The organism is Streptomyces sp. PA03-6a (assembly GCF_033792765.1).
Taxonomy (GTDB): domain Bacteria; phylum Actinomycetota; class Actinomycetes; order Streptomycetales; family Streptomycetaceae; genus Actinacidiphila.
In genome coordinates this window covers 1-20,269 of record NZ_JARAVK010000168.1, presented here as the reverse complement: position 1 = coordinate 20,269, position 20,269 = coordinate 1, and the positions used below count along the sequence as shown (strand labels likewise).

Sequence of the window (20,269 nt, the reverse complement as noted above, 5' to 3'; positions counted from 1 at the left end):
GCCCACCAGCGCCCCGAACCCGACCCCGCCGGCCGCACCCGCCCCCGGGGCCTCGGCGGCCGCACCGGCCTCCAGCACCTCCGCGTAGTGGGCGAGCGCCGCGTCCAGCGTGGCGACGTCCTCCTGCGTGGCACCCTTCTGGGGGCCGTAGACGGCGGCGGCGCCCTTCGGGCCGAGCAGCGGGTTGTCGACGTCGCTGGCGAGGACGACCTCGGTCGCAGCGAGCCGCGGGTCGAGGCCGGACAGGTCCGCCGAGGCCAGCCCGGCGAGCGCCGCGCCGCCCGGGCCCACCGGCTCGCCCCGGCCGTCCAGCAGGCGGGCGCCGAGCGCGACGAGCATGCCCGCGCCCCCGTCGTTGGTCGCGCTGCCGCCGACGCCGAGCACGACGGACCGCGCGCCCGCGTCGAGTACGGCCAGCAGCAGCTCACCGGTGCCGCAGGTGGTCGCCGTAAGCGGCGCGAAGACGCCGGGCGGCAGGTGCCGCAGCCCCGAGGCCTCGGCCATCTCCACGACGGCGGTGCCGTCGCGCAGTGCGTACGCGGCGGTGACCGGCTCCCCCAGCGGCCCGGTGACCTCCACCAGGCGCCGCTCGAATCCGGCGGCGACGGCGGCGTCCACCGTTCCGTCCCCGCCGTCGGCCACCGGTACGGACTCGACGACGAGGTCGGGGGCGGCGCTCCGCAGCCCCGCCCCGAGCCGCTCCGCCACCTCGACGGCGGTGAGCGAGCCCTTGAACTTGTCCGCGGCGATGAGCACCCGCGCGGGCCGTGCGTCCGTCACATTGATCTCCCTTACGGCAGGTCGCGCCGCTTGGACCCTATCCCGGGGTGTCCTGGCGGTACACCGGAGGCATGGCCCTCTCTCTCCACGACCGCATCCTGGGCGGCTGGCTCGGCCGGATCGCCGGCAACATGCTCGGCAAGCCCGTCGAGCGCGGCGACCACTGGACCCGCGAGCGCATCGACCGCTACCTGCGCCGGGCCGGGGCGCTGCCGCTGACCGACTACATCCCCGCGCTGGACCCGCCTGCGGACCCGGCGGAGTTCGAGCTGCGCCCGGAGTGGCCGCAGTGCACCCGCGGCAACATCCACGGCAGCGCGCGGGACGACGACGTCGACTACGCGATCCTCGGGCTCGACCTGCTGGAGACGTACGGCCCGGACTTCACCACCGAGCAGGTCGGCGAGCTGTGGCTGCTGCGCCTTCCCTACCTGCAGACCTTCACCGCCGAGCGCGCGGCGTACCGCAACCTCGCGGGCGGGATGAAGCCGCCGCTGACGGCCACGGCCGACAACCCGTACCAGGAGTGGATCGGGGCGTTGATCCGCGCCGACGTCCACGGCTGGACCTCCCCCGGCGACCCCCGGCGGGCCGCGTCGCTCGCCCGCCGGGACGCGGTGCTGTCGCACACGGGCAACGGGGTGTACGGCGCGATGTGGGCCGCGGCGCTGATCGCGGCGGCGTTCACCGCGCCCGACGCCCGGGCCGCGCTGGAGTCGGCGCTGCAGCACGTCCCGCCGGGCTGCCGGCTGGCCCGCACGGTGCGCCGGACCATGGCGCTGCACGCGGCGGGGCTGGACTGGGCCGGGACGATGGCGGAGCTGGACGAGGAGAACCGTGGGCTGCACTGGATCCACACCGTCCCCAACGCCGCGCTCGTCACCGCCGGGCTGCTGTACGGCGCGGGCGACTTCACCGCCACGATCGCGCTGACCGTGCGCGGCGGCCTGGACACCGACTCCGGCGGTGCGACGGCGGGTTCGGTGGCCGGGGTGTTCTGCGGCGCGGCGGCGATCCCGCCGCAGTGGACCGAGCCGCTGGAGGACCGGGTGCGCAGCGCGGTGTTCGGCTTCGACGGCGTGGCGATCAGCGAACTCGCCCGTCGCACGGCGCTGCTCGTGCCGTAGGGTCCGCGTGTGCGATACATCGTTGTGGGAGCGGGCGCGGTCGGCGCGACGATCGGCGGCCGGCTGTACGAGAGCGGTCACGAGGTCGTCCTGGTCGCGCGGGGAGCGCACCTGGAGGCGCTGCGCGAGCGCGGGCTGACGCTGCGGACGCCGGACGGGACGCTGTCGCTGCCCGTCCCGGTGGCCGGCGGCCCGGAGGGGCTGAGGCTGCGCGAGGACGACGTGCTGGTGCTGGCCGTGAAGACGCAGGACACGGAGGCCGCGCTCGCCGCCTGGGCCCCGGTCGCGGACCACCTGCCGCTGGTCTGCGCCCAGAACGGCGTCGCCAACGAACGCACGGCACTGCGCCGCTTCCGCGACGTGTACGGCATGTGCGTGTGGCTGCCGTCGACCCACCTGGAGCCCGGCGAGGTGGTCGCCCCCTGCGGTCCGCTGACCGGCATCCTCCACCTGGGCCGCTACCCGCACGGAACGGACGAGCTCGCACGGGCCGTCTCCGCGGACCTGGAGAAGTCCTCCTTCGCCGCCCCGGTCGTGGCCGACGTGATGCGCTGGAAGTACGCCAAGCTGCTGTCGAACCTCGGCAACGCCGTCGAGGCGCTCTGCGGCGGCTGGGACGACACGGCCGCCGGCCTCGTCAAGCGGGCGCGCGCCGAGGGCGCCGCGGTGCTCGACGCCGCCGGCATCCCGTACGCGGGCGAGGAGGAGCAGGCGGCGGTCCGCGGCGACCGGGTGAGCCTGCGGCCGGTCGACGGCTTCGCCCGGGGCGGCGGCTCGTCCTGGCAGAGCCTGACCCGCGGCACCGGGAGCGTCGAGGCGGACTGGCTCAACGGCGAGATCGTGCTGCTGGGACGGCTCCACGGGATACCCGTCCCGGTCAACGAGACGCTGCGCCGGCTCGCGAACCGTGCGGCACGCGACCGCCGCGCCCCCGGAAGCCTGGACCCGGCGCAGGTGGCCGCCGCCGTCGAGGGTCGCGAACCCGTAGGTTGGGGCGCGTGACGACCACCGATTTCGACGCCTACATCGACAGCCTGCCGAAGATCCTCGCCGGGGCCAGCACGCTCTTCCGCGACGCCGACGGCCGGATCCTGATCGCCGAGACCACCTACCGCCAGGACGGCAAGTGGGTGCTGCCCGGCGGCACCATCGAGTCGGCCGACGGGGAGACCCCCCGCGAGGCGGCCCGCCGGGAGACCCTGGAGGAGGTCGGTCTGGACGTCGAGCCGGGCGCCCTGCTCGCCGTCGACTGGGTGCAGTGGCCGGGCCGCCCGCCGCTGACCTCCTACCTGTACGACGGCGGCGTGCTCGACGAGGCCGCGCTCGGCGCGATCGTGCTGCAGGAGGAGGAGCTGTCCGCCTGGCGGATGGCGACGCCCGAGGAGGCCGAGGAGTACCTCTCCCCCGGCCTCTACCGCCGCGTCCGCGCCGCCCTGGCCGCACAGGCGGACGGCGCCTGCCCCGTCGAACTGGTCAACGGCCGCCCCCCGGTGGTCGGTCAGCGGCCCACCGCGTAACCCGGCATCCCGCGGGGGTTGGCCGCACCGGTCTCCGGTCGCGGGCCACGGGCTCTCCGCCCGGCGCATGGCAACGTCCCATGAGGGACCCCAGGTCCGCGCCGCGCCGCGCCGCCCTGCCGTGCCGACGGGCGGCGCCTGCCCGGGCGCCGGGTCAGCGGCCCACCGCGTAACCCTGCATGCCGCGGGGGTTGGCCGCGGAGGACAGGACGCCGGTCTCCGGGTCGCGGGCCACCGCGCACAGGCGGCCCTCGGACCAGGGGGCGGCAACGGTGACGTCGTGGCCGCGGCTGCGGAGTCCGGCGATGACGGACTCCTCGAAGCGGCTCTCCACGGTGAGGCTGCCGGGCCGCATCTCCCGGGGGTGGAAGGAGCTCGGGAAGCTGTCGTTGTGCCAGTTGGGCGCGTCGATGGCGCCCTGGAGGTCGAGGCCGCCGCGGACGGGGGCGCGCAGGGCGACGCCCAGGAAGAAGTGCAGCGACCACTGGTCCTGCTGGTCGCCGCCGGGGGTGCCGAAGGCCATCACCGGCACGCCGTCGCGCAGCGCGAGCGACGGGGTGAGCGTGGTGCGCGGACGGCGGCCCGGGGTGAGGGAGTTCGGCAGCCCGGGCTCCAGCCAGGTCATCTGCAGGCGGGTGCCGAGCGGGAAGCCGAGCCCGGGGACCACCGGGTTGGACTGGAGCCAGCCGCCGCTGGGGGTGGCGGCGACCATGTTGCCCCAGCGGTCGACGACGTCGAGGTGGCACGTGTCGCCGCGGGTCGCGCCGTTGTGGGCGACCGTCGGCTCGCCGACGCCCATGGCGTCGAATCCCGTTGCCGCGGCGGCGTCGTGGAGCGGGAAGTGCGGCAGCCGCGGCGTGCGGCCGCCCGGGCTGCCGGGGCGCAGCTCGTGGGAGGCCTTCGCCTGGTCGACCAGGGCGCGCCGTGCGTCGTTGTAGGCGGGTGACAGCAGTTCGGCGAGCGGGACGTCGTCCTGGGCGTCGCCGTACCAGGCCTCGCGGTCGGCCATGGCGAGCTTGGTGCCCTCGACCAGGGTGTGCACGTAGTCGGCGGAGCCGTACTCCAGGTCCGCGGGATCCGGCGGCAGCAGGGCCAGTTGCTGCAGGAAGGCCGGGCCCTGGCTCCACGGTCCGGCCTTGCAGACCGTCCAGCCGTTCCAGTCGAAGGTCACCGGGTCCTCGTGGTGCGCCTCGTACGCGACGAGGTCGTCCCCGGTCAGGGTGGAGGCGTGGCGCTCGCCCGTGGTGTCCATCGCGGGACGGGCGGCGAAGGCGGCCAGCGCCTCGCCGATGAAGCCCTCGCGCCACACCCGCCGGGCCGCTTCGATCTGTGCCTCCCGGTCGCTGCCGGCGGCCTCCGCCTCCCGCAGCAACCGCCGCCAGGTGGCGGCGAGATCGGGGTTGCGCAGCAGGTCTCCCGGCCGGGGCGGGCGGCCGCCGGCCAGGTACAGCTCGGCCGAGGTCGTCCACTCCGTCTCGAACAGCGCCTGGACGGAGCCGACCGTGGCGCCGACCGCCTCCACCGCGGGGTGGCCGTGCTCGGCGTAGCCGATGGCGTAGGAGAGCACGTCCGCGAGCGGCTTCGTGCCGTGGTCGCGCAACAGCACCATCCAGGCGTCGAAGGCACCGGGCACGGCGGCCGCGAGCGGACCGGTGCCGGGGACGAAGTCCAGGCCCAGCGCGCGGTAGTGGTCGACGCTCGCCCCGGCCGGGGCGGGGCCCTGGCCGCAGAGCACGCGCACGGGACCGCCCGCGGGCGCGACGATGATCGGCACCTCGCCCGCGGGTCCGTTGAGGTGCGGCTCCACCACGTGCAGGACGAACCCGGCGGCCACCGCCGCGTCATAGGCGTTGCCGCCGCTCTCCAGCACGGCCATCGCCGACTGCGAGGCGAGCCAGTGCGTGGAGGAGGCCATGCCGAAGGTGCCTTGGAGGGTGGGCCGGGTCGTGAACAATTCCGTACTCCTCGCGCCGGGGGTGCACCTACACTCGCACGGTGCCCCACGAGCCCGAACACGTACCCCCTGTCTCCTCCATGGCACGGTCGCTCGCCCGGGTCCCCGGTGTGGTCGCGGTGATGCTGGGCGGCAGCCGGGCGCGCGGTACGCACCGCGCCGACTCCGACTGGGACCTCGGCGTGTACTACCGCGGCGAACCGGACCTGGCGGCGCTCGCCGCGCTCGCCTCCGAGGCGACGGGCGCACCGGTGGAGATCGCCGGCCCCGGCGGCTGGGGTCCCTGGGTGAACGGCGGGGCGTGGCTGCGCGTCGGCGGCGTCCAGGTCGACTGGATCCTGCGGGACCTGGATCGGGTGGGGCGGGTGTGGGACGACTGCCTCGCCGGCCGCTACGAGGTCGGTGTCCAGGCCGGCCATCCGCTGGGCTTCTGGTCCCCCGTGTACGCCGGCGAGGTCGCCCTCGGCCGCGTCCTGGCCGACCCGGCGGGTGAGCTGACCGCGCTGCGCGAGCGGACGCTGGTCTACCCGGAGCCGCTGCGCGAGGCCCTCGTCGGGGCCTCCTGGGAGGCGGACTTCCTGGTCGTGAACGCCCGCAAGTCCGCGGGCGGCGGGGACGTCCTGCACGCCGCCCTGTGCCTTTCACGGGCAGTCGGGGTGCTGACGCAGTCGCTCCACGCCCACCACCGCGTGTGGTGCCTCAACGAGAAGGGCGCCCTCGCCGCCGCGGGCGCCCTCCCCGACGCCCCGCCCGGCTTCCGGTCCCGCGCCGAAGCGGTGCTGTCCGGCCTCGGCGACCCGGTCACGGCGGTGGAGGACGCCGCCGCCCTCGTCGCGGACGTCCGCGCGGCGCTGGGCTGACCCCGGGCGGAAACGCGCGGGCCCCGGTGCCGGACGAGCGGATCAACCGATGTTGGTGTGCTGCGCCCAGTCGTTGTGGAAGGTGAATCCGCCGCTCGCCGGCGGCATCGGCGACTGCACCTCGATCCAGCACAGCGGCTCCGTGCCGAGGGCCGCGAATCCGTGCGACGCGCCGACCGGCGCGAAGACGAGGTCGCCGACACCGGCCAGGTCCTGCTCACCGTCGCAGAAGGACCGCGTCTGCCCGGAGATCAGGTAGTAGATCTCCTCGAACGGATGGAAGTGCTCCTTCGCGGTCTTGAGCGGGGCGTTGTCCACCACGCCCGGGGTGAACTGCACGATGAACATCGCGTGGTGGCGCGCCCCGAGGAGGTCGTCCACCATCATGCGGATCTGGACGTTCTGCACGTTCGCCCCGTGGTAGCCGGGCATGGAGATCGACCCGGGCGGCGCCATGTCCGTCTGGTCGAAGTGACCGACGTACGGCTTGGCCGGGTCGAGTTCGTCGACGGCCACGCCCTGCGTCGGCACCCGGGTCTCAGGCGCTTCGAACACCCCCCACGTCCCCCTGCCGTCGATGGGGCGCGGCTGGGGAGCGTGCACACGCAACATGCGCACGCGCTGGTCCGTGGGGTTGCTCCACGCGTGACCGACGGCGTAGGGCACGAGGCCGAAGTCATGGGGGCGCAGGGCGTACTGGTGGTCGGCCACCGCGAGCAGCGGGTTGCCCTCCAGGACGAAGAACGACTCCTCGAACGGGTGCCGGTGACCGATGACATGGCCGCCGGGCTCGAGTTCGACGATCGCGACCGACAAGTGGCTGGCGCCGCTGTCCGGGCCGAGGAAATGCGCCACCCTGGCGCCCTTGCCCGGCTCACTGGGATGCGACTCGACGAACTCAAGGGAGTCCCCCCGGCGGATGCTCAAGGATCGGGGGGCTCGCGAGACCTCTGCTGACTGCTTCATGGTCACCTTTCCCTGCTTGGTCCAGTGGTACGAGACTGTTCACAACCGCTGTTAGTCGAGACAAAATCGCAGGTGAACGGGGGTGTGTCCGGTGAGCGAGGGGCACCCCCCGATATCCGTTCGCGCCGGGCCGCCAGCCGCCCTACCCTCGGCGCATGGCCAGGCCTCTCGTAGCCGTCCTCAGTGGCGCAGGTATCTCCACCGACTCCGGCATCCCGGACTACCGCGGTCCGAACGGGCTGTGGCGGCGCGATCCGGAGGCCGAGAAGCTCGTGACATACGAGCACTACATGGCCGATCCCGATGTGCGCCGCAGGTCGTGGCGGATGCGCATGGAGAGCCCGACGCTGGAGGCGCGGCCCAACGCGGCGCATGACGCGATCGTCCGGCTGGAGCGGTCGGGCGTGGCGGTGCGCGTGATCACGCAGAACGTCGACGGGCTGCACCAGATGGCGGGGCTGCCCGAGCGCAAGGTGCTGGAGCTGCACGGCACGGCCCGCGCCGTCGTGTGCACGCGGTGCCACGACCGGGCGCCGATGGACGACGCGCTGGCGCGGGTCCGGGCGGGCGAGCCGGACCCGGCGTGCGGGAAGTGCGGCGGGATCCTGAAGTCGGCGACCGTCATGTTCGGGCAGCGGCTGGATCCGGTGGTGCTGGGCAACGCGATGGCCATCGCCAAGGGCTGCACGGTCTTCATCGCGGTCGGCACCAGCCTCCAGGTGCAGCCGGCGGCGTCGCTCGCCGGGATCGCGGCGGAGCACGGGGCGCGGCTGGTGATCGTCAACGCCGAGCCGACGCCGTACGACGAGATCGCGGACGAGCTGGTGCGCGAGCCGATCGGGAGCTCGCTGCCCGCGCTCCTGGACGGGATCGCCCGGGAGGCCGCCGCGGGCTGACGCGCGTGCCCCCGGACGGATCGTCCGGGGGCACGGCTCAGGGCAGGTTCGCCGCGGCGGTCACCAGCGGTGGTGGACCTGGGCGCGGATGCGCCGGTCGTACAGGTCCCGCACGGCGTCCAGCGTGCTCTGCGGCAGCGGCGGCAGGGCGGCGGCCTCGGCGTTGGCGCGGGCCTGCTCGACGGAGCGGGCGCCGGGGATCACGGTGGTGACGCCGGGCTGCTGGATGATCCAGCGGAGCGCCGTCTGGGCCGGGGTCGCGCCCTGCGGGGAGAGGGCGGTGAACTCGGCGGCGGCCTCCAGGCCGGTCGCGTAGTCGACGCCGGAGAAGGTCTCGCCCTGGTCGAAGGACTCGCCGTGCCGGTTGTAGGTGCGGTGGTCGTCGGCCGGGAAGACCGTGTCCTTGGTGTAGCGGCCGGACAGCAGGCCGGAGGCGAGGGGCACCCGGGCGATGATGCCCACCCCGGCCTCGGCGGCGGCCGGCAGGACCTGCTCCAGCGGCTTGAGGCGGAAGGCGTTGAGGATGATCTGCACGCTGGCGACGCCCGGCCGGGCGATCGCGGTCAGCGCCTCCTCGCAGGTCTCGACGCTGACGGCGTAGGCCGCGATGCGCTCCTCCGCGACGAGGGTGTCGAGGGCGTCGAAGACCGCGTCCGAGGAGTAGACGGCGGTCGGCGGGCAGTGCAGCTGCACCAGGTCGAGGGTGTCGACGCCGAGGTTGGCCCGGGACCGGTCGTTCCAGGCGCGGAAGTTGTCCAGGACGTAGTTCTCGGGGACCTGGGCGACCCGGCGGCCCATCTTCGTGGCGACGAAGATCCCGGCGTCCGGGCGCTCCCGGAGGTAGCGCCCGATCAGCTGCTCGCTGCGCCCGTCGCCGTAGACGTCCGCCGTGTCGAAGAGGGTCACGCCCTCCGCCACGGCCGCGTCCAGGACGGCGAGTGCGTCCTCCTCGCGGACCTCGCCCCAGTCGGCGCCCAGCTGCCAGGTGCCGAGACCCACGACGGACACCTTGCGGCCCGTCCTGCCCAATACGCGCTGCTCCATGCCTTCGATGCTAGTCGCTGCCCCGCCGGCCGCGGCCGACGGGGCGGGCGCTACCGGACTACCGGCGGGCGGTCCCCTCCAGGTGGCGGCGCACGGCGCGGGCCGCGTGGTGGCCGGACATGCCGTGCACACCTGGGCCGGGCGGGCTGGCGGAGGAGCAGAGGAAGACCCCGGGGCGCGAGGTGGTGTACGGGTTCCACTGCAGCTTGGGGCGGAAGGCCGTCTGCAGGCCGGCGAAGGCCCCGCTGGCGATGTCACCGCCGACGTAGTTCGCGTTGCGGGCGGCGAGTTCGGCCGGTCCGCTGACCGCCCGGGCGAGGACGAGGTCCCGGAAGCCGGGGGCGAAGCGCTCGATCTGCCGCTCGACGGCCTCGGTGGCGTCGCCGCGGAAGCCGTTGGGCACGTGCCCGTACGCCCAGAAGACGTGCTTGCCCTCGGGGGCCCGCCCGGGGTCGACGACGGTGGGCTGGGCGGTGATGAGGAACGGGGTCTGGGGCGGGCGGCCGCGCACCGCCCGGTTCAGCGCGTCGCCGATCTCGCCGAAGGTCGGCCCGATGTGCACGGTGCCGGCCCGGCGGGCCTCGGCGGCGGTCCAGGGCACGGGGCCGTCCAGGGCGTAGTCGATCTTCCAGACTGCGGGTCCGTAGCGGTACTTCCGGTACGCGTCGCCGAGCCCGGCGATGCGCGCCAGTGCGGTCGGCGAGGTGTCGAAGACGTACGCGCGCGCCGGCGGCAGCTCGTCGAGCTTGCGGACCATGACGCCGGTGTGGACGGTGCCGCCGAGCAGCCGCAGGTAGGAGGCGAGGGCGTCGGCGAGCGACTGCGAGCCGCCGCGCGGGACCGGCCAGCCGACCTCGTGGCCGGAGACGGCGAACATCAGCGCCGTCGCGCCGGTGAGCGGGCTGGTCAGCGGGGCGATCGCGTGGGCGGCGAGGCCGGCCAGCAGCCCGCGGGCCTTCTCCTCGCGGAACAGCCGGGCGAGCACGGCCACCGGCGGCAGCCCGGTCAGCCCGAAGCTCGCGAAGCGCAGCGGGTCGCGGGGCAGTCCCCGCCACTGGGGGCGCAGGAAGTCGTGGGCGAGGGTCTTCCAGCGGCCGGTGTACGGGGCCAGGAGCCTGCGGTAGGTGCCCGCGTCGCGCGGTCCGAGCGAGGCGGCGGTCGCGCCGACGGTGCGGTCCAGCACCGCCGCGGTGCCGTCGTCGAAGGGGTGCGCGAGCGGCAGCTCGGGGTGGAGCCACCGCAGGCCGTGGTCGGCGAGCGGCATCGCGTTGAACGCGGGCGAGCCGGCGCCGAGCGGGTGGACGGCCGAGCACGGGTCGTGGCGGAAGCCCGGCAGGGTCAGTTCCTCGGTGCGCGCGCCGCCGCCGACCTGGTCGCCGGCCTCGAAGAGCTCCACGGAGTGCCCGGCGCGGGCGAGTTCGACCGCGGCGGTCAGGCCGTTGGGCCCGGCTCCGACGACGATGACGTCCGTGACGTGTGCCCTGCTCATCGGTCACCTGCCATGAGGTCGACGACCCGTCGCGCGGTCGCCTCGTCGCGCGCCACGGAGAAGGGGAAGGCGTTGCCGCCGCCGATGCGGAAGGGCACGCCCGCCGCGGTGATGCTGGCACCGCCGGCCTCGGTGACCAGCAGCAGTCCGGCCGCGTGGTCCCAGGGCGACTCCCAGGTGAAGGCGACGGCGTCGATGGCGCCCCGGGCGACCTCCAGGTAGTCCAGCCCTGCGCAGGTGCACTGACGGGACTCGACGCCGTCGGTGCCGAGGCCCTCGAACCGGCGCCGCTCCTGTTCGTCGAGGAAGGCGAACTGCGAGGTGGCGACGGTGAGCGCGGACCCGCCGGAGTCGCGGGCGGTGCGGATCGGCTCGCCGTTGAGCAGGGCGCCCCCGCCGCGCCGGGCCGTGGCCATGAGGGCCAGCCTCGGCACGTACGTCCAGGAGGCGTGGACCTCGCCGCCGCGGGCGAGCGCGACGAGCGTGGCGAACTCGGGCCTGCCGGCGACGAAGTTGGCGGTGCCGTCGACGGGGTCGACGATCCACACCGGGTCGTCCCCGCCGATGCGGCGCAGGATGCCCGGGTCGGCGTGCACGGCCTCCTCCCCCACCACGACGGAACCGGGCAGCAACGCCGGCAGTTCCTCGGCGAGCCGCAGCTCCGCCTCGCGGTCGGCGACGGTGACCAGGTCCCCCGGTCCGGTCTTGTGGCTGATGTCGGTTGCGCTCAGCCGGCGCCAGCGCGGCACGACCTCCGCCTCGGCGGTCGCGCGCACCGTGTCCTCGACCGCCTTGAAGAGTGCGTCATCGATCACTCCTCCATCAGACCAGATCGTCCGCGGCGCCGCGCACCCGTGGTGGCTTTGGCGGGTTCACGCCGTCCGTGCGGCGGGGCCCGCCTTCCGCATCAGGGCGCTGTACAGCACGAACGAGCTGACCAGGCCGACCGCCCAGCCGTAGTCCGCGAGCGGCTTCAGCAGCGGGATCAGGCCGTCGACGGGGAACGGGCCCTGCTTGCGGCCCTCCGCGTCGACGGTGGAGTACGAACCGCCGACCGCCAGCAGGCCGCCCACGACGAGGGCGAGCACCGCCCGCCAGTTCCAGCCGCGGTGGTACCAGTAACGTCCGCCACCTGCCTCGTACAGCTCGGGCAGCGCCAAGTGGGTGCGCCGGACGACCCAGTAGTCGGCGATGAGGACGCCGGCCACGGTGCCGAGGACACCGCCGACCACGCCCAGCCAGGTGAAGATGTACAGCTCGGGGGTGGAGGTCAGTTTCCAGGGGAAGATCAGCACCCCGACGACGCCGGTGATCAGCGCGCCGGTGCGGAAGTCGACGTGCCGGGGCGCGAGGTTGGACAGGTCGTACGCCGGGGAGACCACGTTGGCCGCGATGTTGACGCTGATGGTGGCGACCAGCACCGTGACCAGGGCGTACAGCAGGCCGATGACGTTGTCGGTCTTGCCGGCCAGCTCGACCGGGTCCCAGATGGCCTCGCCGTAGACCGCCTGGGAGCCGGAGGTGACCAGCACCGACAGGACGGCGAAGAAGGTCATCGTGGTCGGCAACCCGAGCGACTGGCCCCAGACCTGGGCGCGCTGCCCGGCCCCGAAGCGGGTGAAGTCGGGGATGTTGAGGGAGAGGGTCGACCAGAAGCCGATCATGCCCATGAGGGCGGGGAAGAAGACCTTCCAGAAGTCCCCGCCCCAGCCGAGGGCGGAGGGCTGGTCCAGCAGGTGGCCCAGGCCGCCCGCCTTGTTGGTGATCCAGACCAGCAGGACGACGGCGCCGACGAGGACGAAGGGCGCGGCCCAGTTCTCGAAGCGGCGGAGCGTCTCCATGCCCCGGTAGATGATCGCGAGTTCCAGCGCCCAGAAGGCGAGGAAGCAGACCCACAGCGTCCACGGGTAGCCCGCCACGTGCGCGGCGCCCGCCCAGCCGCCCCAGATCTTGCCGAGGAGGACGAAGATGCCCTGGCCGCCGATCCAGGTCTGGATGCCGAACCAGGCGCAGGCCACGGCGGCGCGCAGCATCGCCGGGAGGTTGGCCCCGCGCACCCCGAAGGAGGAACGGGCCAGCACCGGGAAGGGGATGCCGTACTTGGGGCCCGCGTGGCCGGTGAGCAGCATCGGCGCGAGCACGATGACGTTGGCCAGGGCGATGGTGAACACCGCCTGCTTCCAGTCCATGCCGAGGGCGACCAGGCCGGAGGCGAGCGTCCACGACGGGATGTTGTGCGCCATCCCGATCCACAGCGCGGTGAAGTTGTAGGTGGTCCAGTGCCGTTTGGCGATGGGGATCGGCAACAGGTCCTCGTTGGCGTACGGACCGTGCGGCACGGCCGCGTCGAGCCGGAGCTCGACGCGGCCGTCGGGGTGCGTGATCTGGGCGGGCGGCGTGGGGGCCGGCATGGGTGCGGTGCTCCCCCTCAGCCGCGGAGCGCGGGGATGACGGTGGAGCCGTAGGCGTCGATGGTGGACTCCTTGGCGTCGTGCATGTCGTAGACCGCGAACTGGTCGACGCCGAGGGCCTTCAGGGCGCGCAGCTTCTCGATGTGCTGATCGGCGGTGCCCAGGAGGCAGAAGCGGTCGACGATCTCGTCGGGGACGAACGTGGTGTCGGGGTTCCCCGAACGGCCGTGGTGGGAGTAGTCGTACCCCTGACGGGCCTTGATGTAGTCGGTGAGTTCGTCCGGCACGGAGGCGGAGTGCTCGCCGTACCGCGCCACCAGGTCGGCGACGTGGTTGCCGACCATGCCGCCGAACCAGCGGCACTGCTCGCGGGCGTGGGCCAGCGCCTGCGGGGAGTCGTCCCCGGTGACGTACGCGGGGGCCGCCACGCAGACCTTGACCTGCGAGGGGTCCCGGCCGGCGGCGGCCGCGGCGTCCCTGACCGACTTGACCATCCACTCGGTCAGGTAGACGTCGGCGAGCTGCAGGATGAACCCGTCCGCCTTCGCCCCGGCGATCGCCAGCGCCTTCGGCCCGTACGCCGCCATCCACACCGGCAGTTGCGCCCCCTCCTTGATCCAGGGGATGCGGATGACGGTGCCGCCGAGGTCGGCCTCGCGGCCCTCGGCGAGCTCGCGGATGACGTGCATCGCCTCCTCGATGCGGGCGAGGGTGTTGGGCTTGCGGCCCGCCACACGCATCGCCGAGTCGCCCCGGCCGATGCCGCAGATCGTCCGGTTGCCGAACATCTCGTTCAGCGTGGCGAAGGTGGACGCGGTCACCTCCCAGGTACGGGTGCCCGGATTGGTGACCATGGAGCCGACGACCATCCGCTCCGTCCGCGCGAGGATCTGGCTGTAGATGACGAACGGTTCCTGCCACAGCACCGTGGAGTCGAAGGTCCAGCCGTGGGTGAAGCCGTTGCGCTCGGCGCGCCGCATCAGCTCCACGACCCCCGACGCGGGCGGGTCCGTCTGCAGGACGAGTCCGAAGTCCATGGGTCCACGCGCCTTTCTCAGATGAGGTACTGGCAGGTTCCGCGCGGGGTGTACTGGCCGTGGCCCGCCCTTCCGACGTACTCCCGGCCGTCGATGACGGGCTCGCCGCGGGAGAGCACGGTCTCGACCCGGCCGGTGGTCCGCCGGCCCTCGTAGGCCGAGTAGTCGACGTTCATGTGGTGGGTGGAGGCGGACATGACCTGCTCCGCGCCCGGGTCGTAGATGACGATGTCGGCGTCCGCGCCCGGAGCGATGGTGCCCTTGCGCGGGTACAGCCCGAACATCCGCGCCGGGGTCGCGCAGGCGATCTCGATCCACCGGCGCCGGCTGATGTGCCCGTCCACCACCGCCTGATGAAGCAGGTCCATCCGGTTCTCCACCCCCGGCAGACCGTTGGGGATCTTCGAGAAGTCACCCCGGCCCAGCTCCTTCTGCCCCACGAAGCAGAACGGGCAGTGGTCCGTGGACACCACCTGCAGGTCGTTGGTCCGCAGGGCCCGCCAGAGCACGGCCTGCTGCTCCTTCGGGCGCAGCGGCGTCGAGCAGACGTACTTGGCGCCCTCGAAGTCCGGCTCGGCCAGGTTGTCCGTGGACAGGAACAGGTACTGCGGGCAGGTCTCCCCGAACACGTTCAGCCCCTCGTCCCTGGCGAGTGCGATCTGTTCGACGGCCTGCTGCGCCGAGACGTGCACGACGTAGAGCGGGGAGCCCGCGACCTGGGCGAGCCGGATGGCGCGGTGCGTCGCCTCGGCCTCGAGGAGGGCGTGGCGCACCTCGCCGTGGTAGCGGGGGTCGGTCTTGCCCGCGGCCAGCGCCTGTTCGACGAGCACGTCGATGGCGATGCCGTTCTCCGCGTGCATCATGATCAGGCCGCCGTTGTCGGCACCGCGCTGCATGGCGCGCAGGATGCGGCCGTCGTCGCTGTAGAAGACGCCGGGGTAGGCCATGAACAGCTTGAAGCTGGTGACGCCCTCCTCGACGAGGATGTCCATCTCCTTGAGGGTGTCCTCGTTCACGTCGGAGAGGATCATGTGGAAGCCGTAGTCGACGGCGCACTGGGCGTCGGCCTTGGCGTGCCAGGTGTCGAGTCCGGCACGCAGCGACTCGCCCACCGACTGGACGGCGAAGTCCACGATCGTCGTCGTGCCGCCCCAGGCGGCGGCCCGGGTGCCGGTCTCGAAGGTGTCCGAGGCGAAGGTGCCGCCGAAGGGCAGCTCCATGTGGGTGTGCGCGTCGACACCGCCCGGGATGACGTACTTCCCGGTCGCGTCGATGACGCGGTCGGCGGACGCGGTCCAGCCCTGCGCCGCGTCGGAGTCGTGCGACGCGAGGGCGGCGACCCTGCCCCCCTCGACGAGGACGTCGGCGTGGACCTCCTCCGCGGCGGTGACGACCAGTCCGCCCCGGATGACGATGCGGCTCATGCTCCCACTCCTTCCACTGGCTGAGGGCGGGGTCCCCGGAAACCTCGATGCCATGTCGGAAAGGCTCTACGCACGTAGACCCCGCCATGGTGGAAAACGTATGACCGGTCACCCACGGTGGCAATACCGCTGCTCCCCATCGGCGGGGCACTCGCTCCTCCTCCGCACCCCCGTACGGCGAACGCTCACAATATGCCATGAACCGGGCGTTCGGGTCTGTAGGTGACGAGGTGCGAAATCGCGTTGCCCCGGCCGCGGCGGCACGGCGACGATGGGCGGATGGAGGATCCCGCATGCGACTGATGCTGCGTCACTTCCGCCCGTGTACCGGCCCGGTGCAGCACCGCGTCGTGCAGCCCTGGCATCCCCCGCGCCACACGGCGCTCACCGACCCCGCCGCGTACGGCTTCCTGGTCGGCGACCACGCGGGGCTCTCGACGCCGGCCGGACTGTTCTCCTTCGCCGCCACGGCACTGGCGCGGGCGGCCGGCCAGCGGCCACGTCAGAAGGGCCTGGTGAAGGGGCACATGGCCCGGGTCGAGCAGCTCACCCCGCTGCTGGAGCCCGGAGACCGGCGGCGCGGGCAACTCGACGTCGCCTTCACGGCGTACCCGCCGTACGCCCACTTCCGCGGACCGGGCCGTCCGCGACGCCGGGCCGACGCCCCGTCACCCCCGCCCGCCGCCGCACCGCGGGTGGCGCTCCCATGAGGCTCGCGACGTTCAACGTGCTGCACGGCCTGCCGATCAGGGACGGCGGACCGGCCCCCTTCCCCGGCGGCGCTGCCGCCGGGGAGCCGCTCGCCCGCGCCGTCGCGTCCCTGGACGCCGACGTCCTCGCGCTGCAGGAACTCGACCGCTTCCAGGAGCGGTCCGGCCGGGTCGACCAGGCCGCGGCCGCCGCCGCGGCGTCGGGCGCCCGGGACTGGCGCTACGCGTCGGCGGTCCACGGCCGCTCAGTGCCCGGCACCGGGTGGGTGCCCGATCCGGCCGTGCCCGGCATGCGGGTGTCCGGGCCCAAGGACGCGGACCGGGGCGAGGGCCCGCCGTCGCACGGGATCGCCCTGGTCACCCGGCTCCCCGTACGGGAATGGCGGGCCCGGCGGCTGTCCCCCTCGCCCGTGGGCATGCCCCTGCGGGTGCCCGGGCTCGCCGGGCTCCGGATGATGGCCGACCAGCCGCGCTGCGCGCTGGCCGCCGTCCTGGAGGGCGCGCGCGGCCCGTTCACGGTGGTCGCCGTGCACCTGTCGTTCGTCCCCGGCTGGAACGTGGGCCAGTTGACCGCGGTCCGCCGCTGGATCGCCGGCCTGCCCCGGCCCCATCTGCTGCTCGGCGACCTCAACCTGGTGGGCCCGGTACCGTCCCTGACGCTGGGCGGGGCCTGGCGGACGCTGGCCCGTACGCGCACCTACCCCTCGCACCGACCCGTGGTGCAGTTCGACCATGTGCTGGCGGCGGGGGTCGGGCGGGCCGCCGTGCGCTCCGCGTGGGCGCCGGCCGTGCCGGTCTCCGACCACCGGCCGCTCGTCGTCGACCTGTGGCTCTGACCGCGGCGGCGCGGGCCGGGGCCCGTGGCCCCGGCCCTGTGGCGTACCGTCAGGCCGGACCCTCGCCCAGCTCGCTCTGCGCCTGCTTGAGCGCGGACTCCAGGATCGAGGCGCCTTCCTCCGCCTCGGCGACGGTCAGCGAGAGCGGCGGCGCGATGCGCAGCGCGTCACCGGCCCGCCCGCCCTTGCCGATCAGCAGGCCCCCCTCGCGGGCCGCTTCGAGGACCACGCCCGCCGCGGCCGGCGAGGCCAGCTCGACGCCGAGCATCAGCCCGCGGCCGCGCACCTCCCGGACCACCGGGAGCCCGGCGGAGATGGCCTCCAGCCGCGACTTGAGCAGGCCGCCCACGCGCCGGGCGTTGCCCTGCAGGTCGTGGTCGAGGAGGTACTGGAGGTTGGCCAGCGCGCCGGCCGTGGTGATGGGGCTGCCGCCGAACGTCGAGATGGAGTTGGCGGTGAGGCAGTTCATCACCTCGGCGCGGGCGACGACGCCTCCCATGGACAGGCCGTTGCCGACGCCCTTGGCGAAGGTCAGGACGTCCGGCGGGCCGGAGCCCTCGTGCGCCTGCCAGCCCCAGAAGTGCTCACCGGTGCGGCCCCAGCCGGTCTGCACCTCGTCGGTGATCCACAGGATGCCGTGCCGGTCGAGGACCTCCTTGAAGGCCGCCAGCAGCCCGTCCGGGCCCGAGGTGAAGCCCCCGACGCCCTGGATCGGCTCGGCGATCAGGGCGGCGACCTGGCCGTTGGCCTGGCCGAGCATGTCCTCCAGGTCCGCCACGCACGCGGCCGTGAACTCGGCGTCGGACAGGTGCGCGTACGGGCCGCGGTGCCGGACGCCGCCGTGCACGTACAGCGTCTGCAGCGGCGACAGGCTCGTCGGCGACCAGGAGGTGTTGCCGGTGATGCCGATCGCCGAGAAGGAGCGGCCGTGGTAGCTGTTGCGCAGCGCCAGGATCTGGTTGGACCTGCGGTACGTGGTGGCGAGCAGCAGCGCGGTGTCGTTCGCCTCCGTGCCGGAGGTGGTGAAGAAGACCCGGGCGTCCGGGATGCCCGACAGACGGGCGATGCGCTCGGCGAGGTCGACCGCCTGGGAGCTCAGGTAGAGCGTGGAGGAGTGCAGGATCCTCCCGGCCTGCTCGCGGATCGCGGCGGTGACCTCGGGCAGGGCGTGCGCGGTCATGGTGGTGAGGATGCCGCCGAAGAAGTCCAGGTACTGCCGGCCCTCGGCGTCCCAGACGTGGCGGCCCTCGCCGTGGGTGATCTCGATCGGCTCCCGGTAGTACGTCGCCAGCCACTGCGGCATCACGGCCTGGTGGCGGGAGTGGAGCGCGGCGTGCGGGTTCTCGGTGATGGTCATGGACGTGTTCACGCCTCCGTCAGGGTGCCGTAGGCGTCAGGGCGGCGGTCCCGGTAGAAGGCCCACTGCTGGCGCACCGCGGGGATCAGGTCGAGGTCCAGGTCGCGCACGATCAGTTGCTCCTCCTTGTCGGAGGCGACGTCGCCCACGAACTGGCCTCGCGGGTCGACGAAGTAGGACGTGCCGTAGAAGTCGTTGTCGCCGTAGTCCGGTTCCTGGCCGACCCGGTTGATGGCGGCGACGAAGTACTCGTTGGCGACGGCCGCGGCCGGCTGCTCCAGCTGCCACAGGTACGAGGAGAGCCCGCGGTGCGTCGCCGAGGGGTTGTAGACCAGTTGTGCGCCGGCGAGGCCGAGCGCCCGCCAGCCCTCGGGGAAGTGGCGGTCGTAGCAGATGTAGACGCCGACCTTGCCGACGGCCGTGTCGAAGACGGGCCAGCCCAGGTTCCCGGGCTTGAAGTAGTACTTCTCCCAGAAGCCCTTGACCTGCGGGATGTGGTGCTTTCGGTACTTGCCGAGGTAGCTGCCGTCGGCGTCGATCACGGCGGCGGTGTTGTAGTAGAAGCCGTCCTGCTCGATCTCGTAGACCGGCACCACCATCACCATGCCCGTCTCCCGGGCGAGCGCCTGCATGCGCTGCACGGTCGGGCCGTCCGGCACCCGCTCGGCCCACCGGTAGTTCTCGGCCTCCTGCACCTGGCAGAAGTACGGGGAGTTGAACACCTCCTGGAAGCCGATCACCTGGGCGCCCCGCGCGGCCGCCTCGCGGGCGTGCTCCTCGTGCTTCGCGATCATCGACTCGGTGTCACCGGTCCACGTCGCCTGGACGAGCGCGGCGCGTACGACATTGGGCATGACAGCTCCTTTGACGCGAGGTCACGCCGGAACGGCGGGCAGGTCTACGCACGTAGATCCGGCGCTGGGACGAACGTAAGAGCCCACAGCCCACTGTGGCAATACCGGCGCCGTTACTCAACGAAGCCGATCAGATTTCGCGGCCGGGCAGACCCGCTCGGCGCAGTGCGGCGGCCACGTCGCGGCGCTTGGACACCGACACCAGACCCGCCGCGTCCAGGAGCGGGCCGACGAGCCCGGCGCCCTCGTGGGCGATGCCGGCCGCCGTCTCCGGGCTGCGGGCGCGCACGAGGGCGACCAGCAGGCTCAGCGCCGCGTCCCGGTGGCCGGCGTCGAGGAGGGCCCCGGCGGTCGCGGCGATCTCGGCGGCGGGCCGGGCGGCCGCCTGGTGCAGCAGGGTCCTGCAGTCGTCACCGCGGCCGGCCGAGTCCAGGGCGGTCGCGGCGGCCGCCAGACGGTGCGGGGGCTGCGCGGCCAGCTCCCACAGCAGGGTGGCCACGTCGGCGGCCAGTCCCGAGCGCTCCAGCGCGGCCGCGAGCTCGGGGGCGTCCTCGGGCGGGCCCGCGACGGCCTCGCTCATCAGCACGTACGCCTCGCCGGTGCGGCCGGTGCGGCGCAGTTCCGCCATGCGCGCCGCGGTCGCCCGCGCGGCCTCCCTGCGGACGTGCGCCTCCCGGACGTCGGTGTGCCCGTGCGCGGCCTCGCGGGCGTGGGGGGTGTCATGGCCCGCCGCGCCGGCGAAGCGCGCCCCGCGGGGACCGGGGGCGGCATCGTCCTGCGGTGCCGCCCCGACGGGCGGCACGACGGTTGGCACGACCACCTCGGCCTCGGGCGCCCCGGCGAAGCGGGCCCCGCCGTACCGTGCTCCACCGCGCGGGCGTTCCTTGCGCCCACGCCCGGAGGGCCGGTGGTCCGTCCGGGCCTGCGCGGGGGCCCCGTCGCCGGGTGCGGGTGCGGCGGCCGGGCCGGTGTCGGGCAGGGACGGGGGCGCGGCCGGGGTGCGGGGC

At 73.8% G+C, this 20,269-nt stretch carries 18 protein-coding genes and 1 pseudogene; 7 read left to right on the top strand and 12 right to left on the bottom strand.

All coding sequences use genetic code 11. The features are described 5' to 3' along the window. On the bottom strand, positions 1 to 780 hold a 780-nt coding region (locus tag PV350_RS31765), incomplete at its 3' end, for a glycerate kinase (RefSeq protein WP_500337239.1). A gap of 71 nt (positions 781 to 851) precedes the next feature. Here PV350_RS31765 and PV350_RS31760 point away from each other — a divergent pair. From PV350_RS31760 to PV350_RS31750, 3 genes are read left to right on the top strand one after another with little or no spacing between them, the layout of a single operon-like run. Further along, positions 852 to 1,907, top strand: a complete 1,056-nt coding sequence (locus tag PV350_RS31760; RefSeq protein WP_499514811.1) for an ADP-ribosylglycohydrolase family protein — start codon at positions 852 to 854, stop codon at positions 1,905 to 1,907. Positions 1,908 to 1,916: 9 nt separating this feature from the next. Next, a complete protein-coding gene (locus tag PV350_RS31755) occupies positions 1,917 to 2,909 on the top strand; it encodes a ketopantoate reductase family protein (RefSeq protein WP_500337238.1) in 993 nt (330 codons plus the stop codon). Further along, positions 2,906 to 3,424, top strand: a complete 519-nt coding sequence (locus PV350_RS31750) for an NUDIX domain-containing protein (RefSeq protein ID WP_500337237.1) — start codon at positions 2,906 to 2,908, stop codon at positions 3,422 to 3,424. The genes PV350_RS31755 and PV350_RS31750 overlap by 4 nt, the downstream gene beginning before the upstream one ends. A 154-nt stretch (positions 3,425 to 3,578) precedes the next feature. Here the strand turns inward: PV350_RS31750 and PV350_RS31745 are convergent, their stop codons facing one another. Continuing rightward, positions 3,579 to 5,378, bottom strand: a complete 1,800-nt coding sequence (locus tag PV350_RS31745) for a gamma-glutamyltransferase family protein (RefSeq protein WP_500337236.1) — start codon at positions 5,376 to 5,378, stop codon at positions 3,579 to 3,581. Positions 5,379 to 5,458: 80 nt separating this feature from the next. On the opposite strand from PV350_RS31745, the gene PV350_RS31740 reads away from it, so the two are divergent. Next, complete coding sequence (locus tag PV350_RS31740; RefSeq protein ID WP_500337240.1) at positions 5,459 to 6,238, top strand: nucleotidyltransferase domain-containing protein; 780 nt, start codon at positions 5,459 to 5,461, stop codon at positions 6,236 to 6,238. Between the two features lie 42 nt (positions 6,239 to 6,280). On the opposite strand, the gene PV350_RS31735 is transcribed toward PV350_RS31740, so the two are convergent. Next, positions 6,281 to 7,165, bottom strand: coding sequence for a cupin domain-containing protein (locus tag PV350_RS31735; RefSeq protein ID WP_500337235.1), 885 nt, complete (start codon positions 7,163 to 7,165; stop codon positions 6,281 to 6,283). A gap of 194 nt (positions 7,166 to 7,359) precedes the next feature. On the opposite strand from PV350_RS31735, the gene PV350_RS31730 reads away from it, so the two are divergent. Continuing rightward, the gene (locus PV350_RS31730) at positions 7,360 to 8,100 is read left to right on the top strand and encodes an SIR2 family NAD-dependent protein deacylase (RefSeq protein WP_499514806.1); all 741 of its coding nucleotides are present in this window, start codon (positions 7,360 to 7,362) and stop codon (positions 8,098 to 8,100) included. A 60-nt stretch (positions 8,101 to 8,160) separates the two neighbouring features. Here PV350_RS31730 and PV350_RS31725 read toward each other — a convergent pair whose 3' ends face one another. Genes PV350_RS31725 through hydA form a run of 6 tightly spaced genes read right to left on the bottom strand, consistent with a single transcriptional unit; the run spans position 8,161 to position 15,505 of the window. Next, the gene (locus PV350_RS31725; protein ID WP_499514805.1) at positions 8,161 to 9,144 is read right to left on the bottom strand and encodes an aldo/keto reductase; all 984 of its coding nucleotides are present in this window, start codon (positions 9,142 to 9,144) and stop codon (positions 8,161 to 8,163) included. A 58-nt stretch (positions 9,145 to 9,202) separates the two neighbouring features. Next, the gene (locus PV350_RS31720) at positions 9,203 to 10,633 is read right to left on the bottom strand and encodes a phytoene desaturase family protein (protein WP_500337234.1); all 1,431 of its coding nucleotides are present in this window, start codon (positions 10,631 to 10,633) and stop codon (positions 9,203 to 9,205) included. Further along, the gene (locus tag PV350_RS31715) at positions 10,630 to 11,448 is read right to left on the bottom strand and encodes an inositol monophosphatase family protein (RefSeq protein ID WP_499514803.1); all 819 of its coding nucleotides are present in this window, start codon (positions 11,446 to 11,448) and stop codon (positions 10,630 to 10,632) included. The genes PV350_RS31720 and PV350_RS31715 overlap by 4 nt, the downstream gene beginning before the upstream one ends. Before the next feature lie 57 nt (positions 11,449 to 11,505). Continuing rightward, positions 11,506 to 13,044 carry an NCS1 family nucleobase:cation symporter-1 gene (locus PV350_RS31710; protein WP_500337233.1) on the bottom strand — a complete coding sequence of 513 codons (1,539 nt, stop codon included), beginning with the start codon at positions 13,042 to 13,044 and terminating at the stop codon, positions 11,506 to 11,508. A 17-nt stretch (positions 13,045 to 13,061) separates the two neighbouring features. Beyond that, complete coding sequence (locus PV350_RS31705; RefSeq protein WP_499514801.1) at positions 13,062 to 14,081, bottom strand: TIGR03842 family LLM class F420-dependent oxidoreductase; 1,020 nt, start codon at positions 14,079 to 14,081, stop codon at positions 13,062 to 13,064. A 17-nt stretch (positions 14,082 to 14,098) separates the two neighbouring features. Then, entirely contained in the window at positions 14,099 to 15,505 is a 1,407-nt protein-coding gene (gene hydA, locus PV350_RS31700; protein WP_500337232.1) for a dihydropyrimidinase, read from the bottom strand. Between the two features lie 293 nt (positions 15,506 to 15,798). Between hydA and PV350_RS31695 the strand changes: the two genes are divergently transcribed. Together PV350_RS31695 and PV350_RS31690 are read left to right on the top strand one after the other, a co-directional pair. Next, positions 15,799 to 16,215: a hypothetical protein gene (locus PV350_RS31695; protein WP_500337231.1), complete on the top strand. Its 417-nt coding sequence runs from the start codon at positions 15,799 to 15,801 to the stop codon at positions 16,213 to 16,215. Next, positions 16,212 to 17,051, top strand: coding sequence for an endonuclease/exonuclease/phosphatase family protein (locus PV350_RS31690; RefSeq protein ID WP_499514798.1), 840 nt, complete (start codon positions 16,212 to 16,214; stop codon positions 17,049 to 17,051). Before PV350_RS31695 ends, PV350_RS31690 begins: the two co-directional genes overlap by 4 nt. Positions 17,052 to 17,100: 49 nt before the next feature. On the opposite strand, the gene PV350_RS31685 is transcribed toward PV350_RS31690, so the two are convergent. The 3 genes and pseudogenes from PV350_RS31685 to PV350_RS31675 all read right to left on the bottom strand — a co-directional run. Then, positions 17,101 to 18,408 carry an aspartate aminotransferase family protein gene (locus PV350_RS31685; RefSeq protein ID WP_499514797.1) on the bottom strand — a complete coding sequence of 436 codons (1,308 nt, stop codon included), beginning with the start codon at positions 18,406 to 18,408 and terminating at the stop codon, positions 17,101 to 17,103. An 8-nt stretch (positions 18,409 to 18,416) separates the two neighbouring features. Beyond that, on the bottom strand, positions 18,417 to 19,262 hold the full coding sequence (locus PV350_RS31680) for a carbon-nitrogen hydrolase family protein (RefSeq protein WP_499514796.1): 846 nt from the start codon (positions 19,260 to 19,262) through the stop codon (positions 18,417 to 18,419). Between the two features lie 130 nt (positions 19,263 to 19,392). Beyond that, positions 19,393 to 20,269, bottom strand: a pseudogene (locus PV350_RS31675) (hypothetical protein); the annotation flags it as partial.

What these genes read in the sequence shown, in the direction of transcription:
- PV350_RS31760 (WP_499514811.1), top strand. Translation starts at nt 852, where the DNA reads ATGGCCCTCTCTCTCCACGACCGCATCCTGGGCGGCTGGCTCGGCCGG.
- PV350_RS31740 (WP_500337240.1), top strand. Translation starts at nt 5,459, where the DNA reads ATGGCACGGTCGCTCGCCCGGGTCCCCGGTGTGGTCGCGGTGATGCTG.
- PV350_RS31730 (WP_499514806.1), top strand. Translation starts at nt 7,360, where the DNA reads ATGGCCAGGCCTCTCGTAGCCGTCCTCAGTGGCGCAGGTATCTCCACC.
- PV350_RS31725 (WP_499514805.1), bottom strand. Translation starts at nt 9,144, where the DNA reads ATGGAGCAGCGCGTATTGGGCAGGACGGGCCGCAAGGTGTCCGTCGTG.
- PV350_RS31720 (WP_500337234.1), bottom strand. Translation starts at nt 10,633, where the DNA reads ATGAGCAGGGCACACGTCACGGACGTCATCGTCGTCGGAGCCGGGCCC.
- PV350_RS31710 (WP_500337233.1), bottom strand. Translation starts at nt 13,044, where the DNA reads ATGCCGGCCCCCACGCCGCCCGCCCAGATCACGCACCCCGACGGCCGC.
- PV350_RS31705 (WP_499514801.1), bottom strand. Translation starts at nt 14,081, where the DNA reads ATGGACTTCGGACTCGTCCTGCAGACGGACCCGCCCGCGTCGGGGGTC.
- hydA (WP_500337232.1), bottom strand. Translation starts at nt 15,505, where the DNA reads ATGAGCCGCATCGTCATCCGGGGCGGACTGGTCGTCACCGCCGCGGAG.
- PV350_RS31695 (WP_500337231.1), top strand. Translation starts at nt 15,799, where the DNA reads ATGCGACTGATGCTGCGTCACTTCCGCCCGTGTACCGGCCCGGTGCAG.
- PV350_RS31690 (WP_499514798.1), top strand. Translation starts at nt 16,212, where the DNA reads ATGAGGCTCGCGACGTTCAACGTGCTGCACGGCCTGCCGATCAGGGAC.
- PV350_RS31685 (WP_499514797.1), bottom strand. Translation starts at nt 18,408, where the DNA reads ATGACCATCACCGAGAACCCGCACGCCGCGCTCCACTCCCGCCACCAG.
- PV350_RS31680 (WP_499514796.1), bottom strand. Translation starts at nt 19,262, where the DNA reads ATGCCCAATGTCGTACGCGCCGCGCTCGTCCAGGCGACGTGGACCGGT.